This window comes from Arcobacter ellisii (genome assembly GCF_003544915.1).
Taxonomy (GTDB): Bacteria; Campylobacterota; Campylobacteria; order Campylobacterales; family Arcobacteraceae; genus Aliarcobacter; species Aliarcobacter ellisii.
This window is the reverse complement of the sequence record NZ_CP032097.1, coordinates 1,727,705-1,743,302: the sequence shown is the minus strand read 5'-3', so window position 1 is coordinate 1,743,302 and position 15,598 is coordinate 1,727,705. Positions and strand designations below refer to the sequence as shown.

General features: G+C 28.5%; 13 protein-coding genes and 1 riboswitch. Of the genes, 10 read left to right on the top strand and 3 right to left on the bottom strand.

The features are described from left to right. The first annotated feature begins 31 nt into the window (after positions 1–31). Positions 32–1,885 (top strand): hypothetical protein, encoded by a 1,854-nt coding sequence (locus AELL_RS08900; RefSeq protein WP_118917606.1) that lies wholly within the window; start codon positions 32–34, stop codon positions 1,883–1,885. Positions 1,886–1,916: 31 nt separating this feature from the next. On the opposite strand, the gene AELL_RS08895 is transcribed toward AELL_RS08900, so the two are convergent. Together AELL_RS08895 and AELL_RS08890 are read right to left on the bottom strand one after the other, a co-directional pair. Next, a complete protein-coding gene (locus tag AELL_RS08895; protein WP_118917605.1) occupies positions 1,917–2,381 on the bottom strand; it encodes a DUF420 domain-containing protein in 465 nt (154 codons plus the stop codon). Next, a complete protein-coding gene (locus tag AELL_RS08890) occupies positions 2,382–2,684 on the bottom strand; it encodes a DUF3817 domain-containing protein (RefSeq protein ID WP_118917604.1) in 303 nt (100 codons plus the stop codon). A gap of 82 nt (positions 2,685–2,766) precedes the next feature. Here AELL_RS08890 and AELL_RS08885 point away from each other — a divergent pair, with 82 nt between their 5' ends. Both AELL_RS08885 and AELL_RS08880 read left to right on the top strand, forming a co-directional pair. Then, positions 2,767–4,275: a B12-binding domain-containing radical SAM protein gene (locus AELL_RS08885; protein WP_118917603.1), complete on the top strand. Its 1,509-nt coding sequence runs from the start codon at positions 2,767–2,769 to the stop codon at positions 4,273–4,275. After that, positions 4,276–4,977 (top strand): DUF481 domain-containing protein, encoded by a 702-nt coding sequence (locus AELL_RS08880; protein ID WP_118917602.1) that lies wholly within the window; start codon positions 4,276–4,278, stop codon positions 4,975–4,977. 82 nt (positions 4,978–5,059) lie between these two features. On the opposite strand, the gene AELL_RS08875 is transcribed toward AELL_RS08880, so the two are convergent. Next, on the bottom strand, positions 5,060–6,160 hold the full coding sequence (locus AELL_RS08875) for a DUF808 family protein (protein ID WP_118917601.1): 1,101 nt from the start codon (positions 6,158–6,160) through the stop codon (positions 5,060–5,062). Positions 6,161–6,337: 177 nt separating this feature from the next. After that, positions 6,338–6,436, top strand: a riboswitch (guanidine-I (ykkC/yxkD leader). 40 nt (positions 6,437–6,476) lie between these two features. Here AELL_RS08875 and AELL_RS08870 point away from each other — a divergent pair. The 7 genes from AELL_RS08870 to atzF all read left to right on the top strand — a co-directional run bounded on the left by AELL_RS08870 (position 6,477) and on the right by atzF (position 15,597). Beyond that, entirely contained in the window at positions 6,477–7,553 is a 1,077-nt protein-coding gene (locus AELL_RS08870) for a putative urea ABC transporter substrate-binding protein (protein ID WP_118917600.1), read from the top strand. 16 nt (positions 7,554–7,569) lie between these two features. Continuing rightward, the gene (locus tag AELL_RS08865; RefSeq protein WP_118917599.1) at positions 7,570–8,382 is read left to right on the top strand and encodes an ABC transporter permease; all 813 of its coding nucleotides are present in this window, start codon (positions 7,570–7,572) and stop codon (positions 8,380–8,382) included. Positions 8,383–8,384: 2 nt separating this feature from the next. Then, a complete protein-coding gene (locus AELL_RS08860) occupies positions 8,385–9,125 on the top strand; it encodes an ABC transporter ATP-binding protein (RefSeq protein ID WP_118917598.1) in 741 nt (246 codons plus the stop codon). 97 nt (positions 9,126–9,222) lie between these two features. Then, positions 9,223–9,945 carry an urea amidolyase associated protein UAAP1 gene (locus tag AELL_RS08855; protein WP_192941188.1) on the top strand — a complete coding sequence of 241 codons (723 nt, stop codon included), beginning with the start codon at positions 9,223–9,225 and terminating at the stop codon, positions 9,943–9,945. Between the two features lie 10 nt (positions 9,946–9,955). Then, positions 9,956–10,573, top strand: coding sequence for an urea amidolyase associated protein UAAP2 (locus tag AELL_RS08850; RefSeq protein ID WP_118917597.1), 618 nt, complete (start codon positions 9,956–9,958; stop codon positions 10,571–10,573). A 102-nt stretch (positions 10,574–10,675) separates the two neighbouring features. Continuing rightward, positions 10,676–14,272 carry an urea carboxylase gene (gene uca / locus AELL_RS08845; RefSeq protein WP_118917596.1) on the top strand — a complete coding sequence of 1,199 codons (3,597 nt, stop codon included), beginning with the start codon at positions 10,676–10,678 and terminating at the stop codon, positions 14,270–14,272. Further along, the gene (atzF, locus tag AELL_RS08840; RefSeq protein WP_118917595.1) at positions 14,269–15,597 is read left to right on the top strand and encodes an allophanate hydrolase; all 1,329 of its coding nucleotides are present in this window, start codon (positions 14,269–14,271) and stop codon (positions 15,595–15,597) included. The genes uca and atzF overlap by 4 nt, the downstream gene beginning before the upstream one ends. Position 15,598: the final 1 nt, after the last annotated feature.

Here is a 15,598-nt window from a genome sequence, read left to right as displayed (position 1 = left end):
ATATTATTTTTAGTTAATCAAAAGGGGAAATATGAAAAAGCTTGTCTTAGGTGCTGTTGCTATTTTAGTAGCAGTTATTGCTGTAGTAATTGGATTTAAAATAAAATCTGATAGTTTAATAAATGCAAAAATAGAAGAGTTGAAAAATAATGGTTTTGTTGTAAAACATCAACAAAGCTCAAACTATTTAAAAACAACTGGTAGTGGTCAAATAGAAGTTGTTTATCCAGATAAAGTAACAACTTATCTTTTTAGTAAAATAAAAAATGAAGAGATTAAAAAAACTTTAGAAAAACAATATAGTCTTCTTGAAACAGTAGAAAAAGTAGAAATTTTTGAAGGAATTACTTTTGATTATGATTTTGTTATCAATAATCTAAGTTTTGATGCAAATACAAATATTTATCTATCTTCATTATCAAAAAAAGCTATGTATACTCTTACTCAAGAGTCAACAAATATTGCATCTAGTAAATGGTTATTGGATTTTTTAAAGGATAAAAAATTAAAAGTAAGCATTGATAAAAATGCAAATTATAAAATTGCTGATATTGATACAGTTATTCCTGAATTAATGTTTTTAACTATTAGAGGTTTAGAGGGAAATAGTAAAAATATGAAATTAGGTTTATTAAAATTATCAGGAACTGAAAAATCAGATAAAGATTTTTTCCAATTAAATGATTTGAATGTGGATTATAATTTTGATGATAAAAAAGAGATTTCAAATTCAACTATAAAAAATATTGAATTTCAAGATTTTGACAACTCATTTAATATAAAAAATATTTTGATAAATTCAAATACTATAAAAGATGAAGTTAATATTTCAGGTAAAAGTGAAATTGGTTTTGATGAGGTTAATGTAAAAAAATATGGTGAAGAAGTTGCAAATCTTAAAAAAACAACTTTAAATTTCACAGTTGATAAATTACCAATAAAAAAATTAGATGAAATTACAAGTTATTTAGAAGATGAAAACTATAAAGATTATGTAAAAACATTATTTCAAAGTGGTATATCAGTATCTTCAAATGGAAGTGCAACAACTTATATGATAAAAGGTCAAAAAATCTTTGATACTTTAAAATATGATTTATCTTTAGGATTAAATAAAAATGGTTCAATTGAAGATGCAAAAAATGTTAAAGATATTTTTGAAACTATCAAGTTAGTAATTAATTTAGATAATGAAACAGCACAAAATTTAAAAAATCTTTTAAATCTAAAACAACCTGATTCTCAAGTAGATTTCATAGATGGAGAAAACAATCTAAAAAAATTTGAAGCAGAGTTAAAAACTGATGGTGTTTATGTAAATGGTAAAAAAGTATTAGAGGAAAAAGAGTTAGAACTTCCAAAGAAAAAAAGTTTTGATGATTCTCAATATTTAGGACAAAACACAAATGGCAAAGGTGTATTCTATGATTATGAATTAATTGGAGATAATCTTTTAAAAGTTACATTTAGATATGTTCCTGATATGAGCACTATTACAAGTGGTGGAATTTCAGTTTCTTTCCCTGAACTAAAAGATGCAACTAGAATAAAAAAACATACAACAAATAGTTTTGAGAAAATCAATTTTTATGATGCTGGAAGTGAAATCTGGAATGGTGGATTAGAAAAAAATATAATTTCATCATATTTATTAGTTGAAGGTTGGGATGAAAACTGGACTGATGCAACTATTGAAAAAGAGTTTAGTTTAGAAATTGATGTAAAAGATTTAGATGTTTTACAAATAAATTTAAGAGGTGGTGCTTTAAATGATACAAATAATGGTGAAAAAGCATCAGAAATAGTTCCTGTTGATGGAGAATTGGACCAACAAAATTATCCTATTCAAATAGCTGACATAGAAATTTATTCATTGAAAAAATAAAAAGATATTAAGGTTTTTTAAACCTTAATATTTAAAATACAAATAGAAAAAGATAGATAAAAATTCCCATAATTGAACTTACTGTCAAAGCAATAAATATAGCTTTTCCAATCTTTTTATGTTTTTTTCCATTAAAATTATGGTTAACATAATCTTTATAAGCTGAGATAAATAAAAATAACCAACCACCAACAGCAGCAATTGCTATTAAAATATGAATTATTAAAAAAACAATCATAAAATCATAAGAGATATTGCTAGCTTTTGAATACTCTTCAAAACCACCTGTTATTCTAACTCCAATTTCAAAAATAACTATGATGAATAAAGTAGCACCAAGGATTATTGCTTGAGAAACTAGATGTTTTTCATACATCTTTTGTTTTGCAAAATAGATACTAAAAGCTAACAAAAATGGAAGTATTGCGAAATAAATAGTTGCTAAATCTAAATAAAATGGTGCCTTAGTTCCTAAAAATCCTTCTGTAAAAAACATCTATTTTAACTTTTTTGGAGGAGTTTTCATAATAATTTTATCAATTAAAAGAAATCCAAATGGAATAAGTGAATATACAAATAACTGAAAAGATAAAAACTTCCAATTGTATCTTTTTGAAGCCATAAATAAAGCTATAAAAAATAATATAAATAAAATACCGTGAGTCATTCCAGCAACTTTTACAGCAATTGGACAATCTGCCAAATATTTTAAAGGCATTGCAATAAATACTAAGATTAGATAAGAAAGTCCTTCAACAAAAGAAATTACTCTAAATCTAGTAAAGGTATCGTTTAACATAAGTCTCCTTTTTTTAAAGGTGTAGTATATTGAAGTTTGGTTTATAAAAGGTTAATATAGCGACATTATGTTACAATCGCGAATGAAAAATATTATACTTACAACATTAAACGCAAGGTACTCTCATACATCTTTAGCTTTGAGATATTTATATGCAAATTTAAAAGAATTAAAAGAAAATGCAAAAATTTTAGAGTTTGTTATAAACTCATCGAATCAAACAATAGCAGAACAAATATTAGAACATAAACCAAAAATTGTTGGAATTGCAGTTTACATTTGGAATGCAACTGATGTTGCTGAACTTGTTCAAACTATTAAAAAAGTATCACCTGAAACGATAGTTGTTCTTGGAGGTCCAGAGGTTAGTTATAAGCCTTTGAGAGTAAATTTTGATATGGCTGATTATATAATCACAGGTGAAGGGGAAGTTAGTTTTTATAATCTGTGTAAAGATATTTTAAATGGAAATTGTAAAGAACCAAGAGTTATAAATTCACCAAAAGTTGATTTAGAAAATATCATTTTACCTTATGATGATTATACAGATTTTGATATCAAAAATAGACATATTTATGTGGAAATGGCAAGAGGTTGTCCTTTTGAATGTGAGTTTTGTTTATCTTCAATCGATACAAAAATGAGATATTTGTCTATTGAAGTTTTTTTAGAACAAATAGACAAATTATGGCAAAGAGGTGCAAGAAATTTCAAATTTATTGATAGAACTTTTAATATCAAAATCTCTTATGCAAAAGCTATTTTAAACTATTTTCTAGAGAAAGAAGAGGAGTATTTTTTACACTTTGAAGTAATTCCAGATAATTTCCCTGAAGAATTAAGAGAATTAATCAAAAAATTTAAAGCTGGAAGTTTACAACTTGAAGTTGGTATTCAAACTCTAAATTTGGATGTAGCAAAAGAGATACATAGAAATCTAAGAATTGATAAAATCAAAGATAATTTGAAGTTTTTATCTCAAGAAACCCACGCTCATATGCATATAGACTTAATCATTGGGCTTCCTAGTGAAACTATTGAGAGTTTTGGGAAAAATCTTGACTTACTTTATACTCTTTCAACTGGAGAGATTCAAGTTGGGATTTTGAAAAAATTATCTGGAACAACGCTAGATAGACATGATAAAGTTTATGGTATGGTTTATTCTGATTTGCCACCTTATGATATTTTAAAAAATGATTTAATAAGTTTTGAACAAATGCAAGAGATGAAAAGATTTGCTAGATTTTGGGATATTGTTTATAACAGTGGAAATTTCCAAAAAACAACAGCCTTACTTTTTGAAAATGGAAAAGTTTTTGAAAACTTTTATGATTTGAGTAAGTGGTTATATAGAAGAAGTGAATCTACTTATAAAATCTCACTTGATAGAATGGCTGAGTTTTTATTTGAATATATGAGTGCAAAATTTGATAAAGAAAAGATTGCAAATATAATTTTGGAAGATGTTATGAAAGTAGGGGGAAGAAAAATTCCACCATTTTTGAAAAAAATCATTCCAGAAAACTATGATTTTGCTCAAAAAGATGTTTCAAAAGCAAATAAAAGACAAGAGTTAAGGAAAGAGTAGATGAAATTGATAAATAAGATTTGTATTTTATCTTTAATTACTTCTTCATCTTTTGCTTTAAGTTTTGATAAACATTTAGAGTTATCTTATGTTCAAACAAGTGGAAATAGTAATACAAGCACTTTTTCTGCAAAACTTGAAGCAACAACTAAAATAGATGAAGATAGTAATTTTAGAGCAAAAGGTAGTGTTTTATATAGCGAAAATGATGAAAATACTTCAGCAAATAAATATGATGTTGAATTAGATTATAATCATATGTTAGGTGAAAAAGTTTATTCATATATTGGAACAAATTATATAAAAGACCAATTGTCTGATTATGATTATAGGCTAAATGTTGGACCTGGTATAGGTTATAAATTTATTGATGATGAAATACAAACATTGGATATTCAAGGTGGTTTGGATTACGCTTTTGATAAATATAATGACAATAGAAAAGATGAGTATATCGCTCCTAGAACAGAGATTGATTATAGATATAAATTTGATGAAAATATTGAATTCAAACAGATGTTAAATTATTTGATTTCTATTGAAGATAGCGAAAAATATTTTATGTCAAGTGAAACATCAATGGGTGTTAGAATGACAAAAAATTTATCTTTGGGTGTTAGTTATAGAATTGATTATGTAAATAAAACTGAAAAAGAGAATACTGATAAAAAGTTTTTAACTTCTTTGATTATGGATTTTTAAACAATTTTAGTTAAGATAATCTTTATGAATTACAATAAGATTATCTTTACTTTACTAATGCTTTATATCCTAGCAGATATTATTAAGAGTTACTTTTTTTAAATAGTTTTGAAAAAATTGGAACTATTAAAACAACAATATATCCAACAATTGCACCTAAAATAATCTCACTTAAAAATCCACCAAGTGGAATAACTTTTAATGTTTCATCAAAAGAGTGTAAGATATGTGTTTCGTGAGAGATAATTCCACCACCAACAGCAAGCATTGCAATTGTTCCCAAAACACCAATAGTTTTTATAATATATGGCATTGCTTTTACAAAACTATTCCCAATAGTTTTTAAAAGAGCACTTTTTTTCTCTTGTAAATAAAATCCAATATCATCAAGTTTTATAATAAATGCAACAATTCCATATACAAAAACAGTTGTTAAAATTCCAACAAGAATTAAAACAGAAAGTTTTGTTAAAAAATCACTATTTCCCATCAGACTAAGACTAATTACAATAATTTCAAAAGATAAAATAAAATCTGTTTTAATTGCACTTTTTACTTTTTCATCTTCTAATTTTTCACTTGAAAGTTCTTTTATAGTCTCTTTTTCATCAGCAACTTCATGGTGTCCAAATTTTTCTAAGATACTTTCAACTCCTTCATAAGCCAAATAAGCTCCCCCTAAAATCAAAATAGGAGCAATCGCCCAAGGTGCTAAATAACTTAAAAGTAAAACAACAGGAATAATGATAAATTTATTTTTAAAACTTCCAAGAGCAATTTTATAAACAATAGGAAGTTCTCTTAATGCTGCTTTTCTTTTTGCTTCAAGAATTGCTAAATTTCTAATATTTTCAAGTTCTGCTAAAATCTCTTTTTGAGCCTTCTCGTCTAGTTTTTCAACATTTTCTTTAAACTCTTCAACAGACTTTGCTTTTTCTAACTCTTTTTTCAAAATATCAGAAGTTGTTTCATTTGTAAAATTTGCAATAGCAGCTAAGTCATCAACTAAAAGACCACTAGATTTTACACTTGCAAGTTTTGTGTAAGTTGCAATATCATCAAACAGTAATCCTATATCATCAAGTGATGTTGCTAAAGTTTTGGCAGTTGTTGCCATAGTTTTTCCAGCAAGTGAACCTATATCATCTGCTAAAACTGATAAATAGCCTAATATTCCAGCCAATTAAAATCCTTCAAAATAATTTAATATGTAATGATATTTAATAGTTACTTAGAAAGATTTTTTATTAAAAAATTTATTTGTATATTTTTTAAACAATAAAACTATTCAATAAAGATTAATTTTTATTTATAATTACTTTATCAAACATGTCAGAGGCAATTTCGTCTCTTGAAGAACTGCAAAGATGGCTAGGGTTCCGAACTTTTTAAGTTGACTGGTCCGAGAGCTATCGACTCTTAAATTAGAGTTACACGGAGGGATAAAAGCCCGGGAGGTGAAAACCTCTTACGTGTTTAATTTTATTTAGGAGTAATACATGAAACTTTCGATTTCAAAAATCTTTAAACTATTGTCATTGGCTGTTCTATTTTTAGGATTAACATCAACTTCGCTTTTTGCTGGAACAAAAAAAGATTTCAAAGTTGCTTGGAGTATCTATGTTGGTTGGATGCCTTGGGATGTTATAGAATCTCAAAAAATCATGGATAAATGGGCTAAAAAATATGGAATTAATGTAGAAATAGTTCAAATAAATGATTATATAGAATCAATCAATCAATATAGTTCAGGTGAATTTGATGGTTGTGTGATGGCAAATACTGATGCATTAGGAATTCCTGCTGCTGGTGGAGTTGATTCAACTGCTTTAATCATTGGAGATTATTCAAACGGAAATGATGCTGTTATTTCTAAAACTGCAAAATCAATCAAAGATTTAAAAGGAACAAATATAAATCTTGTTGAATTATCAATCTCTCACTATTTATTAGCTCGAGCTTTAGAGAAAAATGGACTAAGTGAAAAAGATTTAACTGTAGTAAATACAAGTGATGCTGATATGGTTTCTGCTTATGCAACTGCTGATGTTACAAGTGTTGTTACTTGGAAACCACAAGTGAGTGAAATTCAAAAAATGCCAAAAGCTAATACTATTTTTGATAGTTCAAAAATCCCTGGTGAGATTATAGATTTAATGGTTGCTAACACTCAAACTTTAAAAGAAAATCCAGAATTTGGAAAAGCATTAGTTGGTGCTTGGTACGAAATGATGACTTTAATGACTTCTAACTCAAAAGAATCAATTGAAGCTAAAACAATTATGGCAAAAGCTTCTGGAACTGATTTAGCTGGATTTGAAGATCAATTAAAAACTACAAATATGTATTACACACCTGCAGAAGCTGTAAAATTTAATAACAGTGATGAAATAGTAAAAACTATGGAGTTTGTTGCTAAATTCTCATTTGACCATGGTTTATATGGTGAAGGTGCAAGTGATTATGGATTTGTAGGAATTGAGTTTCCAAATGGGAAAGTTATTGGAGATAAAGGAAATATCAAACTTCGATTTGATGATACTTTCATGAAAATGGCTGCTGAGGGAAAACTTTAATTTTTAGGGAAAAAATATGAAAAGGTTAATAAATGAAATTCCATCAAAAACAACAAATATTTTTTTGGGATTATTACCTTTTCTATTAATAGTGATAGTTTATATAGGTTCTTCAAATGCTAGACTTGCTGAAAATCCAAATGATAAACTATTGCCATCAATAGAAAAATGTATTGAAAGTATTAGTAAATTGGCTTTTGAAGAGGATAAAAGAACTGGAAGTTATATCCTTTATGATGACACAGTTTCAAGTTTAAAAAGATTGGCTTTAGGTGTAGGAATTAGTGCAGTTATTGCTTTAGTTGTTGGTATTTCAATTGGAGTTATTCCTATGATTACTTCAACTTTATCGCCACTTATTTGGTTTTTTTCACTAATACCTACAATGGCAATTTTACCGATACTTTTTATAGTATTTGGTTTAGGTGAGATTTCAAAAGTAGTTTTGATTATTTTGGGAATTACACCAATTATGATAAGAGATATTTATCAAAGGGTAAGAGAGATACCAAGTGAACAAATCATAAAAGTTCAAACATTGGGAGCTAATACTTGGCAAATAATTACAAGAGTTGTAACTCCTCAAATATTTCCAAGATTGATTGATTCTATTAGATTGACTTTAGGAACTGCTTGGATATTTTTGATTTCAGCTGAAGCAATAGCTGCAACTGAAGGTTTAGGTTATAGAATATTTTTAGTACGAAGATATCTAGCTATGGATGTGATTTTACCTTACGTTGTATGGATTACACTACTAGCATTTTTAATAGATTTTGTTTTAAGACAATTTAATCAAAAACTATTTCCTTGGTTTGGAAAGGAGTGATTATGGGATTAATTAAAGCAAAAAAAATTTGGAAAAATTATGGTGATAATATAATCTTAGAAAAAGTAAATTTTTCAATGAATAGTGGCGAGTTTTGTACTTTGGTTGGACCATCAGGTTGTGGTAAAAGTACATTTTTAAGAATGTTGCTTGGGATTGAACAACCCTCACGAGGTGAGTTGTTTTTTGAAGATAAAGAGTATCCAAAAGAGCCAAGTGATGATAGAGGAATAGTATTTCAACGATATTCAACTTTAAGTCACTTAAATGTGATTGATAATGTGATTATTGGTTTAGAGTTTAAAAAGTCGCCATTTTTTGGAAAACTTTTTGGAAAAGCAAAAAAAGAGGCTTATGAAAAAGCTGATGAGATTTTAAAAGCAGTTGGTTTATACCACTCAAGAACTAAATATCCACATGAGTTAAGTGGTGGAATGAAACAAAGATTATCTATTGCTCAATCACTTGTAAAAGAGCCAAAACTTTTACTTTTAGATGAGCCATTTGGTGCGCTTGACCCTGGAATTAGTAAAGATATGCATGAATTACTTTTAGATATTCACTCAAAACTAAACTTTGGAGTTGTGATGGTAACTCATGATATTAGTGAAGCTTTTAAATTAGGAACAAGAGTTTTGGTATTTGACAAAATAAAAGTTGACGAGGATTTCCCAAATAGATATGGGTCAACAATAGTAAATGATATAGATTCGAGTAAAAGAGATACGAGTATCTCTCTTTAGGGTTTGCTACTTTAGCTGTAATTTATTACGGCGTTAAAAGTAGTTTATAAATGAGTAGGTTCCTTTTCAAAATGGAACATTTTTAAAGGATGAAAAGATGATAAAAAGTAATAAAGTTGTTTTAAACGAAATTTTCCCTTCAAGTGTAAAATGGTCAAAAATTATAAAAAGAGGGCAAACAATACAACTAAAAGCAAAAGGTGACAATGCAAGTTTAAGTGCTATGTTTTATAACGCTTCAAATGTAGCAGAGAGATTTAATAGTGCAGATACAGTAAAAATCCAATGGAATGCTTTTTTAGGAAAAGAAAAAGTTCTATTTTCAGAAATGGGTAGGGTTTTATTTGCAATTACAGAAGATTCTACTGATGGTTTATTTGATATTTTAGGTGGAATTTCAAATGAAAGAACTATCAAAGAGAACTTTGGAGGAGAGGCAACTTATCAAAGTTGTAGAAATGGTTATTATAAAAGTGATAAAGAAAACTTTTTAATTGAACTTGGAAAATATGGAATGACAAAAAAAGATTTAATTCCTGCACTGAATCTATTTAGAAAAGTTGATGTTAAAGAGGGTTCAAAACTTGTATTAAGTGATAGATGTGCTGCACAGGGTGATGTTATAGAATTAACAGCACATATGGATGTTTTACTTGTATTATCAAATACACCACATGCTATGGATAAAAGTGGAGTTTATGAGCCAAGTGATATTGAAATTACTATTTTTGATGCTGTTGCATTTGATGATGAAGATTATAAAACTTATAGTGATGAAGCAAAAAGAGGCTTCATAAATACTAACAGATATTTTGTTTAAGGATTAAAAGATGTCAAAAGATACAAAAAACGCAATTTATAATGAAAAATTACCATCAGGACTTCCATGGGCAGGTGTTATAAAAAAAGGACAAACTTTTAGAATCGTTGATTTAGAAGGATGCCAAGCTGTTGATACACTTTTTTATAATAATGACAATTTAAACGATAGATATAGTGCAAATGATACTATAAGAGAACAAGGAAGTATTTTTATTACTACTGGAACAAAACTTATTTCAACTGATGATAATGTTTTGATGGAAATAGTAGAAGACACTTGTGGAAATCACGATACTTTAGGTGGACATTGTAGTGCTGAGAGTAATAGTGTTAGATTTGGTTTAGATAAAAAATATATGCACTCTTGTAGAGATAATTACTTAACAATTGCGGCACAACTTGAAATGAGTCCAAAAGATATTACAAACAATATTAACTTTTTTATGAATGTACCAGTTGAAGAAAATGGACATTTAGCAATAGTTGATGGTATTTCAAAACCAGGTGATTATGTGGAAATGGTGGCACACATGGATACTTTAGTTTTAATATCAAATTGCCCACAATTAAACAATCCATGTAATGGATATAACCCAACTCCTATACAATTAATTATTTGGGATTAATTTTAGTTAAAAGCCCAAAAGAGCTAATCTTTTTATCTTATTAGACGACTTATAAGATATATTCATTTGGGACGGCCCAAAATTATACTTCAAGGATATAAAGTGTTTAAAAGAGTATTAATTGCAAATAGAGCTGAGATTGCAAATAGAGTAATTAGAACTTTAAAAAAGATGGGTATTGAGTCCGTTGCAATTTATAGTGAGGCAGATAAACACGCTTCATTTGTACGAAATGCAAATATTAGTGTACAACTTCATGGAACTACACTAGAAGAGACTTATCTAAACTATAAAAAAATTATTGAGATTTGTAAAGAGTATAATGTTGATGCTATTCATCCAGGATATGGGTTTTTAAGTGAAAATGTAAATTTTGTAAAAGAGTGTGAAAAAAGCGGTATTGTATTTATTGGACCAACTTCTAAACAAATAGAGGATTTTGGATTAAAACATACAGCACGTGATATTGCAAAAGCAAATAATGTACCACTACTTGAGGGAAGTGAACTTCTTACTAGTTTAGAAATGGCAAAAGAGATTGCAAATTCTATTTCATATCCAGTTATGTTAAAAAGCACAGCAGGTGGTGGTGGAATTGGAATGAAACTATGTTTTAATGAAACAGAGTTAGTTCAAGCTTATGAGAGTGTAATAAAACTAGCAACTTCAAACTTTAGTAATGGTGGAGTTTTTTTAGAAAAATATATAGAGACTGCACGTCATATTGAAGTTCAAATTTTTGGTGATGGAAATGGAAATGTAAAAACTTTAGGTGAGAGAGATTGTTCAATACAGCGAAGAAACCAAAAAGTTATAGAAGAAACTCCTGCTCCAAATATTAGTGATGAGTTAAGAACTGAATTGTTTGAAGCTTCAAGAAAATTAGCACTTGCAGTAAACTATAAAAGTGCTGGAACTGTTGAGTATATCTATGATACAAAAACAAATAAATTTTACTTTTTAGAAGTAAATACAAGATTACAAGTTGAACATGGAATTACTGAAGAGGTTTGTGGAGTTGATTTAGTTGAGTGGATGATAAAAATAGCGTATGGTGATAATAAACCACTACTTGATTATATTCACAATCCAAAAGGTCATGCAATTCAACTAAGAGTTTATGCAGAAGATACAAGTAAAAATTTCCAACCTAGTACTGGACTTATTACAAAAGTTGAGTTCCCAAAAAATCTTAGAATAGATACTTGGATTGAAGATGGATGTGAAGTTAGTCCATTTTATGACCCACTTTTAGCAAAATTGATTTCATATAGTGATACTAGAGAAGAAAATTTAACAAAACTACAAGAGGTTTTAAAAACTTCAAAAATTTATGGAATTGAATCAAATCTTTCATACTTGCAAACTATTTTAAAACAAGACTTTTTCGTAAATTCAAGTTTTTATACAAAAGTTTTAGAAAAGTTAGAATACAAACCTTTTAAAGTTGATATTTTAAAATCAGGAACAATGACTACTATTCAAGATTATCCAGCACGACAAAATTTTTGGGCAGTTGGTATTCCACCATCTGGTGCAATGGATAATCTAACACCAAGACTTTTAAATCATCTATTAAAAAATGATGAAAAAGCTGCTTTTATAGAAATGACTTTTATAGGAGCAACTTTTAAATTTAGAAATTCTACAACTATTGCATTTGGTGGAGCAAATATGCAAGTTACACTAAATGGAAATAGTGTAGAGATGTATAAAGCTATAAATATAAATGAAAATGATGTTTTAGAGTTTAAAAAAGTTGTTGGAAATGGAAATAGAACTTATCTAGCTATAAAAGGTGGCTTTGATGTGGCTTCATATCTTGGAAGTGCTTCAACATTCACTTTAGGTGAGTTTGGTGGACATGGTGGACGAGCTTTAAAAGCTGGGGATGTATTAAACTATTTTGAAACTAAAGATGAGGTTTATGAAGAGTTAGTAAACAGACTTACTTTAGTAAATGAGTGGGAAATTGGTGTTGTTTATGGGCCACATGGAAGTCCTGATTTTTTTACAAGTGTTGATATAAAAGAGTTTTTTGCTACTTCTTGGGAAGTTCACTTTAACTCAAGCCGAACAGGAGTTAGACTAATCGGACCAACTCCAAAATGGGCAAGAAATGATGGAGGAGAAGCTGGACTTCACCCTTCAAATATACATGACAATGCTTATGCTTTTGGAACAATAGATTTTACAGGAGATATGCCAGTTATTTTAGGACCTGATGGTCCAAGTCTTGGTGGATTTGTTTGTCCAGCTACGATAATTTCTTGTGAATTACATAAAATTGGTCAGCTTAAAACAGGTGATAAAATCAAGTTTAAACCAGTTAGTTTAGAAAATGCAGATTTGATGAACAAAGTTTATGAAGAAGCTATTAAAACAAATAGTCTTTTACCAAAACTAGAAGATTTTATAATAGATTTTGATGAAGAAAATGCAACACCAATTATAAAAACAATCAAATATAAAGAGTTAGATTTAGATATTGTTATTAGAAGTGCTGGAAATGAGTTTGTTTTAGTTGAAGCTGGAGAGTTAAAACTTGATATTGAACTTAGATTTTTTATCCATGCTTTAATGAGTTATATTGAAGATAAAAACTTAAATTCAATTATTGATTTAACTCCAGGTATTAGAAGTTTACAAATACATTTTAACTCTTTAAAACTAGATAGAAATGAAATTTTAGAGTTAGTGGAAAATGCAATAAACTCTTTAGGAGATATTGAAAATTTAGAGGTAAATTCAAGAACTGTTTATCTGCCTCTTTCATGGAATGACCCTTCAATTCAACTAGCAATTGATAAATATCAGCAAGGAGTACGACCAAATGCACCTTGGTGTCCTTCAAATATCGATTTTATTAGAAGAATAAATGGTTTAAAAGATGTAAATGAAGTTCAAAAAATTATCTTAGATGCTTCCTATTTAGTTATGGGATTAGGTGATGTTTATTTAGGAGCTCCAGTTGCAACTCCACTAAATCCAGCCCATAGAATGGTTACAACAAAATATAATCCAGCTAGAACTTGGACAGCTCAAAACTCTGTTGGAATTGGTGGGGCTTATATGTGTGTTTATGGTATGGAAGGACCAGGAGGTTATCAACTTTTTGGAAGAACTTTACAAATGTGGAACACATATAGAACTACAAATGAGTTTACTAAACCTTGGTTATTAAGATTTTTTGACCAAGTTAAATTTTATTTAGTTTCAAGTGATGAGTTACATGAGATTAGAGAGAAGTTTTTATATGGAAAATATCCTTTAAAAATTGAAAATGGAACATTTAAATTAAAAGAGTATAAAGAGTTTTTAGAAAACAACAAAAAAGAGCATACAACTTTCCAAGATATGAGAAAACAAGCTTTTGAAGATGAAAGATTGATGTGGAAAGAAAAAGGACTAGATAAGTTTAATGTTCAAACAGAAGTTATTGAAGTAAAAGATGAAATCATTTTAAATGAAAATGAAGAAGCAGTTGAATCAATCATGTCTGGAAATATTTGGAAAATTGAAGTAAAAGAGGGTGATAAGGTAAAAGTTGGTGAAGTTTTAGTTATCTTAGAATCAATGAAAATGGAAGTAGATATTGAGACAAATATTAGTGGAACTGTAGAAAAAATTCTTTTTAAAGAGGGTGATAATATAAATTCTGGTGATGTTCTAGTAATAATCAAAAAGGATGAAAAATGAATCTAAATATAAAAGATTTAAAAGCAAAATATTTAAGTGGTGAAACTACAGTAAAAGAGGTAGTTTCATCTATTTTTTCAAAAATAGAACAAACAAGAGATTATAATATTTGGATTTATACTTTAAATGAAGAAGAATTAAGCTTTTATTTAAAAAATCTTGAAGATAAAAATATAGAGGATTTACCACTTTATGGTATTCCTTTTGCCATAAAAGATAATATTGATTTAGTTGGTATTCCTACAACTGCTGCTTGTCCTGAATTTTCTTATATTCCAAAAAAATCAGCTTTTGTGGTTGAAAAATTAATCCAAGCTGGTGCAATTCCAATAGGAAAAACAAATCTTGACCAATTTGCAACTGGACTTGTGGGAACTAGAAGTCCTTATGGAGAGTGTAAAAACTCAATAAACAAAGAGTATATTTCAGGTGGTTCAAGCTCTGGAAGTGCTGTTTCAGTAGCTCTTGAAATGGCTAGTTTTTCACTAGGAACTGATACAGCAGGAAGTGGAAGAGTACCAGCAGCTTTTAATAATCTAATAGGATTAAAAGCTACAAAAGGAGTTCTTAGCACTTCTGGAGTTGTTCCAGCTTGTAGAAGTTTGGATTGTGTGACAGTATTTGCAAAAGAGCTAGATAGTATCAAAGAGGTATTTGAAATAGTAAATGCTTGTGATGAAGAAGATATTTATAGTAGAGTTTATGAGAAAGTAGAGTGTGAAGAAAAAGCAAAATTCTCTTTTGCAATTCCAAAAAAAGAGCAACTAAAATTCTTTGGTGATGAGGAAGCAAAAAAACTATTTGAAGAGGCTGTTAAAAAGTTTGAATCACTTGGTGGAAAGGCTTTTGAGATTGATTATGAGCCATTTAATGAAAGTGCAAATTTACTTTATAGTGGACCTTGGGTAGTTGAGAGATTTATAGCTATAAAAGATGTTATTACAAAAACTCCCCAAATTGTTGAGCCAACAGTTAGAAAAATTATAAGTGGTGGAGAAAATATAAATGCTATCAACTATTTTGAATCAGAATATATCTTGAAAAAAAATAGAAAAAAAGCTGAGAAGTTGTTTGAAGAGTTTGAATTTATGCTAACACCAACAACGGGAACGATTTATAAAATAGAAGAAGTAAACAATAATCCAATAGAACTAAATACAAATCTTGGATATTACACAAACTATATGAATCTACTTGATTTATCTGCAATTGCAGTTCCTGCTGGAAATAGAACAAATGGTTTACCTTTTGGAGTTACAGTTGTAGCAAAAAACTTTGAAGAAGAAAAACTATTAAGTTACGCTTCAAAATACTTAGGAGTTTAAG